Source organism: Pseudomonas sp. RL (genome assembly GCF_000647775.1).
Classification (GTDB): Bacteria; Pseudomonadota; Gammaproteobacteria; order Pseudomonadales; family Pseudomonadaceae; genus Serpens; species Serpens flexibilis.
The window spans coordinates 1-8,191 of record NZ_JBOY01000014.1; the positions used below are offsets into that span (position 1 = coordinate 1).

General features: G+C 68.9%; 11 protein-coding genes. 4 read left to right on the top strand and 7 right to left on the bottom strand.

The features are described from left to right. Positions 1 to 97 precede the first annotated feature (97 nt). From hisF to hisB, 5 genes are all read right to left on the bottom strand, one after another. Positions 98 to 868, bottom strand: a complete 771-nt coding sequence (hisF, locus tag AS93_RS0103690; protein ID WP_027589342.1) for an imidazole glycerol phosphate synthase subunit HisF — start codon at positions 866 to 868, stop codon at positions 98 to 100. A gap of 100 nt (positions 869 to 968) precedes the next feature. Next, on the bottom strand, positions 969 to 1,706 hold the full coding sequence (hisA, locus tag AS93_RS0103695) for a 1-(5-phosphoribosyl)-5-[(5-phosphoribosylamino)methylideneamino]imidazole-4-carboxamide isomerase (RefSeq protein WP_027589343.1): 738 nt from the start codon (positions 1,704 to 1,706) through the stop codon (positions 969 to 971). A 59-nt stretch (positions 1,707 to 1,765) separates the two neighbouring features. Beyond that, entirely contained in the window at positions 1,766 to 2,026 is a 261-nt protein-coding gene (locus AS93_RS0103700) for a DUF2164 domain-containing protein (RefSeq protein WP_037008469.1), read from the bottom strand. Continuing rightward, the gene (hisH, locus tag AS93_RS0103705; RefSeq protein ID WP_027589345.1) at positions 2,023 to 2,661 is read right to left on the bottom strand and encodes an imidazole glycerol phosphate synthase subunit HisH; all 639 of its coding nucleotides are present in this window, start codon (positions 2,659 to 2,661) and stop codon (positions 2,023 to 2,025) included. Before hisH ends, AS93_RS0103700 begins: the two co-directional genes overlap by 4 nt. After that, the gene (gene hisB / locus AS93_RS0103710) at positions 2,661 to 3,254 is read right to left on the bottom strand and encodes an imidazoleglycerol-phosphate dehydratase HisB (RefSeq protein ID WP_027589346.1); all 594 of its coding nucleotides are present in this window, start codon (positions 3,252 to 3,254) and stop codon (positions 2,661 to 2,663) included. Before hisB ends, hisH begins: the two co-directional genes overlap by 1 nt. A gap of 163 nt (positions 3,255 to 3,417) precedes the next feature. Between hisB and AS93_RS0103715 the strand changes: the two genes are divergently transcribed. Further along, positions 3,418 to 3,816, top strand: coding sequence for an acetyl-CoA sensor PanZ family protein (locus AS93_RS0103715; RefSeq protein WP_027589347.1), 399 nt, complete (start codon positions 3,418 to 3,420; stop codon positions 3,814 to 3,816). Then, a complete protein-coding gene (locus AS93_RS0103720; protein ID WP_027589348.1) occupies positions 3,813 to 4,790 on the top strand; it encodes a serine/threonine protein kinase in 978 nt (325 codons plus the stop codon). Before AS93_RS0103715 ends, AS93_RS0103720 begins: the two co-directional genes overlap by 4 nt. Before the next feature lie 19 nt (positions 4,791 to 4,809). Here the strand turns inward: AS93_RS0103720 and AS93_RS0103725 are convergent, their stop codons facing one another. After that, the gene (locus AS93_RS0103725; protein ID WP_037008470.1) at positions 4,810 to 5,418 is read right to left on the bottom strand and encodes a YitT family protein; all 609 of its coding nucleotides are present in this window, start codon (positions 5,416 to 5,418) and stop codon (positions 4,810 to 4,812) included. After that, positions 5,415 to 5,936: a dihydrofolate reductase gene (locus AS93_RS0103730; protein ID WP_027589350.1), complete on the bottom strand. Its 522-nt coding sequence runs from the start codon at positions 5,934 to 5,936 to the stop codon at positions 5,415 to 5,417. The genes AS93_RS0103725 and AS93_RS0103730 overlap by 4 nt, the downstream gene beginning before the upstream one ends. Before the next feature lie 121 nt (positions 5,937 to 6,057). Between AS93_RS0103730 and AS93_RS0103735 the strand changes: the two genes are divergently transcribed. Continuing rightward, positions 6,058 to 7,422, top strand: coding sequence for a DUF2868 domain-containing protein (locus tag AS93_RS0103735; RefSeq protein WP_027589351.1), 1,365 nt, complete (start codon positions 6,058 to 6,060; stop codon positions 7,420 to 7,422). Beyond that, the coding region (locus tag AS93_RS0103740; protein ID WP_027589352.1) for a DUF3482 domain-containing protein at positions 7,415 to 8,191 on the top strand (777 nt) is incomplete at its 3' end. The genes AS93_RS0103735 and AS93_RS0103740, both read left to right, overlap by 8 nt.

Consider the following 8,191-nt stretch of genomic DNA (forward strand, 5'->3'; position numbering starts at 1 on the left):
TCAGTCGGGGACTATCGCCTCAAAAAGGTCGGTAGTCGAGATACAAGGGCGGTCGGCGCTGTTCCGGCCGCCACACCGCCAGGCACGGGTCGCCGCTTCAGCGCACCACGATGCCACGTGCGGCCATATAGGCTTTGGCTTCCGGCACGGTGTACTCGCCGAAGTGGAAGATACTCGCCGCCAGCACCGCGTCGGCCTTGCCTTCAAGAATGCCATCGGCCAGGTGCTGCAGGTTGCCGACACCACCGGAGGCGATCACCGGAATGCCCACCGCCTCGCTGATCGCGCGGGTCACGCCCAGGTCGAAGCCGCTCTTCATGCCGTCCTGGTCCATGCTGGTCAACAGGATCTCGCCGGCGCCCAGGTCTTCCATCTTCTTCGCCCACAGCACGGCATCCAGGCCGGTGGGCTTGCGTCCGCCGTGGGTGAAGATTTCCCAGCGCGGCGTTTCGCCCGGCGCGGAAACCTTCTTGGCGTCGATGGCCACCACGATGCATTGCGAGCCGAAGCGCTGGGCGGCCTCGCCGACGAACTCCGGGTTGAACACCGCGGCGGTGTTGATCGACACCTTGTCGGCGCCGGCGTTGAGCAGGTTGCGGATGTCCTGCACGGTGCGCACGCCACCGCCCACGGTCAGCGGGATGAACACCTGGCTGGCCATGCGCTCGACGGTGTGCAGCGTGGTGGCGCGGTTGTCGACGCTGGCGGTGATGTCCAGGAAGGTGATCTCGTCGGCGCCCTGCTCGTTGTAGCGGCGAGCGATCTCCACCGGATCGCCGGCGTCGCGGATGTTCTCGAACTTGACGCCCTTCACCACGCGGCCGTTGTCCACGTCGAGGCAAGGGATGATGCGTTTGGCGAGGGCCATAACAGATATCTCTCGTAGGGTGGACAACCGCGCAGCGTTGTCCACCGGGTCACCAGGTATGCGGTGGACAAGCAAAGCGTTGTCCACCCTACGGCTCACATCAGCCCTTGAAGCCGTCGCACAGCGCCTGGGCTTCAGCCACGTCGAGGGTGCCCTCGTAGATGGCGCGGCCGGTGATGGCGCCGATGATGCCCGGCGCGCGGGCATCCAGCAGCTTCTGGATATCACCCAGGTTGTGGATGCCGCCGGAGGCGATCACCGGGATGCGGCTGGCGGCGGCCAGCGCGGCGGTGGCCTCGACGTTGCAGCCCTGCATCATTCCGTCCTTGGCGATGTCGGTGTAGACGATCGCGGACACGCCGTCAGCCTCGAAGCGACGCGCCAGGTCCACCGCCTGCACGCTGGACACTTCCGCCCAGCCGTCGGTGGCTACGAAACCGTCCTTGGCATCCAGGCCGACGATCACCTTGCCAGGGAACGCCTTGCAGGCCTCGCTGACGAATTCCGGCTGCTTGACCGCCTTGGTGCCGATGATCACGTAGCTGACGCCCGCCTTCACGTAGTGCTCGATGGTTTCCAGCGAACGGATGCCGCCGCCGATCTGGATCGGCAGGTTCGGGTAACGCCTGGCGATGGCAGTGACCACCTCGCCGTTGACCGGTTGCCCCTCGAAGGCGCCGTTCAGGTCGACCAGGTGCAGGCGGCGGCAACCACCTTCCACCCACTTGGCAGCCATGCTCACCGGGTCGTCGGAAAACACCGTGGAGTCTTCCATGCGGCCCTGGCGCAGGCGCACGCAGGCGCCGTCCTTCAGATCGATAGCGGGGATAATCAGCATTGCTCGGAACCTGCTCGAATCGGTAATCGGATAATCGGTAATCGATGGAAGAGGGGGCGTCAGCTCTTCTCGAGTGCCCAGACATCACTTTCGATGCTGGCGAAGCGGTCGGCCAGCAGCGCCTGCACGTCGGCAATCGCCCTGTTGTAGTAGTGCGGGGCGACTTCGCGGCCAATCAGCTCGAGGACTTCCAGTACCTCGAACGAGCCCAGCTCCAGCTCGAAGCGCTCCTCCAGGAAGCGCTTGAGCACCTGCGCGGCGGCCTGCTCCTGGGCGGCCTCCAGCTTCAGCGCCCCCAGCGCGCCCTTGCCGCGGCTCACCAGCGCCCGTCCCAGGCCACGAAGTTCTGCAGCAGCTGCAGGCCGTGGGTGTGGCTCTTTTCCGGGTGGAACTGCACGGCGAAGCGCGAACCTTCGGCCAGCACGGCGGCGAAATCCACGCCGTAATGACCACGGCCCACCACCTGGCGCGGATTGCCGGCCTCGATGTAGTAGCTGTGCACGAAGTAGAAGCGCGCCCGGTCGGGAATGTTGTGCCACAGCGGATGGCTGACCACCTGCTCGACCTCGTTCCAGCCCATGTGCGGCACCTTGAGGTGCTCGCCGTCCTCGTGCAAGTCCTTGCCGAAGAAGCGCACCTGGCCAGGGAACAGGCCGATGCAGTCGACGCCGCCGTTCTCCTCGCTGCGCTCCATCAGCGCCTGCATGCCGACGCAGATGCCGAGGAACGGGCGATCCTGGCTGACCTCGCGCACCAGCGCATCGAAGCCCAGGCGGCGGATTTCGGCCATGCAATCGCGGATGGCGCCCACGCCGGGGAACACCACGCGATCCGCCTCGCGGATCACCTGGGCGTCGCTGGTCACCAGCACACGGCCGGCACCGACATGTTCCAGGGCCTTGGCCACCGAGTGCAGGTTGCCCATGCCGTAGTCGATGACGGCGACGGTCTGCATCACAGGCATCCCTTGGTGGAGGGCATCTGCCCGGCCATGCGCTCGTCCAGGGTCAGGGCCATGCGCAGCGCGCGGCCGAAGGCCTTGAACACGGTTTCGATCTGGTGGTGGGTGTTGCTGCCACGCAGGTTGTCGATGTGCAGGGTCACCTGGGCGTGGTTGACGAAGCCCTGGAAGAATTCCTGGAACAGGTCCACATCGAACTTGCCGACCGTCGCGCGGGTGTAGGGCACGTTCATGACCAGGCCCGGACGCCCGGAGAAGTCGATCACCACGCGCGACAGGGCTTCGTCCAGCGGCACGTAGGAATGCCCGTAGCGGGTCATGCCCTTCTTGTCGCCAACCGCCTTGGCGAACGCCTGGCCGAGGGTGATGCCCACGTCTTCCACGGTGTGGTGGTCGTCGATGTGCAGGTCGCCCTGGCATTCGATGTCCAGATCGATCAGCCCGTGGCGGGCGATCTGGTCGAGCATGTGCTCGAGGAAGGGCACGCCGATGGCGAAGTTCGCCTTGCCGGTGCCATCGAGATTGACCGCCGCCTTGATGCGGGTTTCCAGGGTGTTGCGTTCGACGAACGCCTTACGTTCGACCATGACCAGCTCCGCAAAAGAACAGAGGGCGCCGTGGACGTTTTCCACAGCCCGAAGGGCGCGCATTATAGGCCGGAACCCGCGCGCCGGGGAACCGCGCGGCCCTTGGGCAGCCGGCGCGCGGCTTGCTACCCTAGCCGCCTTTCTTTTCCGCAGCGATGCCGCCATGCCTGTCTACGTCGAATGCCCCGCCCAGCTCACCGAGCAGGACCGCCAGGACCTGCTCAACGTCTATGCCGACGCGCCCGACTGGCTGCTGCCGCCGTTCGCCGCCGGCGCCGCGCTGATCGAGCAGTGCCTGGCCGACGGCAGCCTGCGCGTGGCGCGCTTCAACGGCCGCCTGCTGGGCGCCGCGCGCCTGCAGCCCGTCGGCGACTTCCTGCGCCTGTCGCACCTGTGCGTGCGTGCGCTGACCCGGGGCCGCGGCGTGGCCCGTCGCCTGGTCGACGAGGCGCGCCGCGAGGCGCAGCAACAGGACCTGCTGCTGGTGCTGGCCGCCGATCCGGCCCAGGAAGCCGCCGAGCAACTGGCCGCGCATCTGATGCTGCCGCTGAGGGCGCTGTGAACACTCACCCGTTCGCCACGCTCGGCCCGGACCAGGTGCTCGATGCGGTGGAAAGCCTGGGCCTGGTCAGCGACGCCCGCGTGCTGGCGCTGAACAGCTACGAGAACCGCGTCTATCAGGTGGGCATCGAGGATGGCGAACCGCTGATCGCCAAGTTCTATCGCCCGCAGCGCTGGAGCGATGCGGCGATCCGCGAGGAACACGCCTTCACCGAGGAACTGGCCGAGGCCGAAGTGCCAGTGGTGGCGCCATTGCGCCGCGATGGCGAGAGCCTGTTCGAGCACGGCGGCTTTCGTTTCGCGCTGTTTCCGCGCCGGGGCGGTCGCGCGCCGGAGCCGGGCGATCTGGACCAGCTGTATCGCCTCGGCCAGCTGCTTGGCCGCCTGCATGCCATCGGCGCCAGCCGCCCGTTCCGCGAACGCGAAACGCTGACGGTGACCAACTTCGGCCACGCCTCGCTGGCCACCCTGCGCGACAGCCCGCTCCTGCCTGCCAGCCTGCGCGCCGACTATGTGGCCGCCGCCAAGGCGCTGCTGGAACGGCTGGACCGGCTGTTCGTCGCCACGCCCTACAGCGCCATTCGCCTGCATGGCGACTGCCACCCGGGCAATCTGCTGGAGCGCGATGGCAGCTTCCATGTGGTCGACCTGGACGACTGCCGCATGGGCCCGGCCCTGCAGGACCTGTGGATGCTGCTGTGCGGCGACCGTCAGGAACGCCTGCGTCAGCTCTCCGAGCTGGCCGACGGCTATGCGGAATTCCATGACTTCCCGACCCGCCAGCTGCCGCTGCTGGAAGGCCTGCGCAGCCTGCGCCTGCTGCACCACAGCGCCTGGCTGGCGCGGCGCTGGGACGACCCGGCGTTCCCGCCGGCCTTCCCCTGGTTCACCACGGAAAACTACTGGCGCCAGCAGATCGGCCTGCTGCGCGAGCAACTGATGGCGGTGGATGAGGAGCCGTTGCGGGTGTATTGAGGCGCCACGCCAGGCTTCGCTAACTGGCACCCCTGTAGCGCCCGTCGCGATGATTGAGCGCCAGCACCAGGTTGAGCGACACCGCCCCCAGCACCGACAGCAGCACCCGATCCGCCGGCACGATGGCGATGGCCGCCAGCACGATCAGCGCGTCCACCGCCATCTGCACCTGCCCGGCGCGCAGGCCGAAGCGTTCCTGCAGAAACAGCGCCAGGATGTTCACCCCGCCCAGGCTGGCGCGGTGGCGGAACAGCATGAGCAGGCCGACGCCAATCATGAAGCCGCCGAACAGCGCGGCGTACAGCGGTTCGACATGGGAGAAGGCGACCCAGCCGGGGGTCAGCTCGACGAACAGCGAAACCAGCGCCACCGCGCAGAAGGTGCGCAGGGTGAACTTCCAGCCCATGCGCCACAGTGCCAGGGCATAGAACGGCAGGTTGATCAGGAAGAACATGCCGCCCAGCGGCCAGTCGCCCCAGTAGTTGAGCAGGAAGGCCAGCCCCACCGTGCCACCGCTGAGCAGCCCGGCCTGGGCGAAGAAGCTGATGCCCAGGGCGATCAGCGCGCAACCCAGCGGCAGGGCCTGGATGTCCTCCCACCAGGCATGGCGCACGGCCGCGTCACTCATGCGCGGCGGCGACTCCAGGCTTCGAAGGCGTAGGCCGGCGCGTCACCCTCGGCGGCATGCGCTGCATGGCTGTCGCGTTGCCACTCGTGGTCCAGCCATTCCGGGAAGTGCGCATCACCGGCCGGCTCCAGCTCGATGCGGGTCAGGTACAGGCGCTCGGCCAGCGGCAGCGCCTGGGTATACAGCTGCGCGCCGCCGATCAGCATCAGTTCGTCCACGCCCTGCTCGCGCGCCCAGGCGTCGGCGCGCACCAGGGCATCCTCCAGCGAGCCGAACACCTCGGCGCCCTCCAGACGCAGGTCCGCCTGGCGGCTGACCACGATGTTCAGCCGCCCGGGCAGCGGACGGCCGAGGGAATCCCAGGTCTTGCGGCCCATGATGATCGGCTTGCCGAGGGTCATGGTCTTGAAGTGCCTGAGGTCGGCCGGCAGGTGCCAGGGCATCTGGTTGTCGAGGCCGATCACCCGGTTGCGAGCCAGGGCGGCGATCATGGCGAGGGGGAGGCGAGTGCTGTTCATGGGGCGCGAGAATAGCGCCGGAAGGTTTGCAGTGTGAACAGATCGCGGGGGAAATGTTTGGCACTGCCAACACTTTCGGGAGCGGTTATCCTCGACGCCAGTTTCCACTGCGAGTGTTGCCGTGTCCTCTGCGCCCCTTTCCCGCCTCGACCGTCTCTGGCTCTGCGAAGCGATTCGCCTGCGCGAGGAGCAGTCCGGACCGCTGGAGGACGGCGAGATCAACCGGCGTGCCCGCCTCGCCGGCCCGTCCCTGGAAACGCGCATCGAATCCCGCGCCCTGCAACTGGCCGAGCGTGACGGACAGCGCGGCGCTCTCCGTCACTGGCGCCAGGGGGCACGGCTGGGTCTGCTGATCCTGCTCCTGCTGGCCGTGCTCACCGGCGCCGGTCTGGCATTCGCCGCCCTGGGTGACGGCCAGCGTCCGGTCAACGTGTTCTGGGCGCTGGGCAGCCTGCTCGGCCTGCATCTGCTTACGCTGTTTGGCTGGCTGCTCGGGCTGCTGCTGACCCGCGACGCGGGCGGGGCTTTGGGGCGGCTCTGGCTGTGGCTCAGCGAACGGCTGGCGCGGGACGCCCAGGCCGCGCAACTGGCGCCGGCGCTGATGATCCTGCTGCGGCGCCGGCGACTGGCCCGCTGGGGACTGGGCACGCTGGTCCATGGCCTCTGGCTGGTGACCCTGCTCAGCGCGCTGGCGATGCTGCTGGCCATGCTGTCCACCCGGCATTACAGCTTCGTCTGGGAAACCACCCTGCTGGGCGCCGACAGCTTCGTGAGGCTGACCCAGGCGCTGGGCGCCCTGCCGGCGCTGTTGGGCTTCGGTCTGCCGGACATCGAACAGATCCGCGCCAGCGGTGCGTCCCCGCTGCGCGAGGACAGCGCCCGCCAGGCCTGGGCAGTGTGGCTGCTGGGCGTGCTGCTGATCTACGGTCTGCTGCCACGCCTGCTGTTGGGACTGCTCTGCCTGTGGCGCTGGCGTCGCGGTGTGCGACGTCTGCGCCTGCCCCTGGACGCGCCCGGCAACGCCCTGCTCCGTGAGCGCCTGCAACCGCCCAGCGAACGGCTCGGCGTGCAGGACGCCGCACCCACCGCGCTGCCGGAATCGCGCGCCGGCGCGTTCGCCGCCGAAGCCGAGGGCCGGCTGCTGGTCGGCATCGAGCTGGACCCTGCCTACCCCTGGCCGCCCGTTCTGCCTGCAGGCGTCGGCAACGCCGGCGTGCTGGACAGCCGCGAACAGCGGCGCCAGCTGCTGGAGCGCCTGGCCCAGCGCCCGGCCGCGCGCCTGCTGCTGGCCTGCGACCCGCGTCGCTCGCCGGATCGCGGCACGCTGGCGCTGCTCGGCGAACTGTCGCGCAGCGCGGCGGCCACCCGCGTCTGGCTGCTGCCGGTGGATACCGATGCCGCGCGCCTGGAGGACTGGCGCGCCGCGCTGCAGCGCCTCGGTCTGGCCGAGGCGTCCCTGGACTGGCTGGAGAAGGGCCATGACTGAGCCGCTGAAACTGGCCGTGGTCGGCCACACCAATGTCGGCAAGACCTCGCTGCTGCGCACCCTGACCCGCGACGTCGGCTTCGGCGAGGTCTCGCACCGGCCGAGCACCACGCGCCACGTCGAGGGCGCGCGGCTGTCGGTGGATGGCGAGGCGCTGCTGGAGCTGTACGACACGCCCGGATTGGAAGATGCCATCGAGCTGCTCGACTACCTCGAACGCCTGGCGCCCTCCGGTGAACGCCTCGACGGTCCGGCCCGCGTGGAACGCTTCCTCGCCGGCCCCGAGGCGCGGCAGCGTTTTGAACAGGAGGCCAAGGTGCTGCGCCAGCTGCTGGCCTCGGACGCCGGGCTGTATGTGATCGACGCCCGCGAGCCGGTGCTGGCCAAGTACCGCGACGAGCTGAGCGTGCTGGCCGACTGCGGCAAGCCGCTGCTGCCGGTGCTCAACTTCGTGCGCGACCCGTTGCAGCGCGAGGAGGAATGGCGCGCCGCCCTGGCACGGCTGGGCCTGCATGCGCTGGTGCGCTTCGACACCGTGGCGCCACCCGAGGACGGCGAGCGGCGTCTCTACGAGAGCCTGGCGCTGCTGCTGGAGTCCGCCCGAGCGCGCCTGGAGCGGCTGATCCAGGCCCACGAGCAGCAGGCTACGGAACGCCTGCAGGCGGGACGCCAGCTCATCGCCGAGCTGCTGGTCGACGTGGCCGCCGGCCGCCGCCGCGTGCCGGACGACCCCGAGCGGGAGCGCCGCGCCACCGGCGAGCTGCGCGAG

What these genes read in the sequence shown, in the direction of transcription:
- AS93_RS0103725 (WP_037008470.1), bottom strand. Translation starts at nt 5,418, where the DNA reads ATGAGTGACGCGGCCGTGCGCCATGCCTGGTGGGAGGACATCCAGGCC.
- hisF (WP_027589342.1), bottom strand. Translation starts at nt 868, where the DNA reads ATGGCCCTCGCCAAACGCATCATCCCTTGCCTCGACGTGGACAACGGC.
- hisA (WP_027589343.1), bottom strand. Translation starts at nt 1,706, where the DNA reads ATGCTGATTATCCCCGCTATCGATCTGAAGGACGGCGCCTGCGTGCGC.
- hisH (WP_027589345.1), bottom strand. Translation starts at nt 2,661, where the DNA reads ATGCAGACCGTCGCCGTCATCGACTACGGCATGGGCAACCTGCACTCG.
- hisB (WP_027589346.1), bottom strand. Translation starts at nt 3,254, where the DNA reads ATGGTCGAACGTAAGGCGTTCGTCGAACGCAACACCCTGGAAACCCGC.
- AS93_RS0103730 (WP_027589350.1), bottom strand. Translation starts at nt 5,936, where the DNA reads ATGAACAGCACTCGCCTCCCCCTCGCCATGATCGCCGCCCTGGCTCGC.
- AS93_RS0103715 (WP_027589347.1), top strand. Translation starts at nt 3,418, where the DNA reads ATGCCTGTCTACGTCGAATGCCCCGCCCAGCTCACCGAGCAGGACCGC.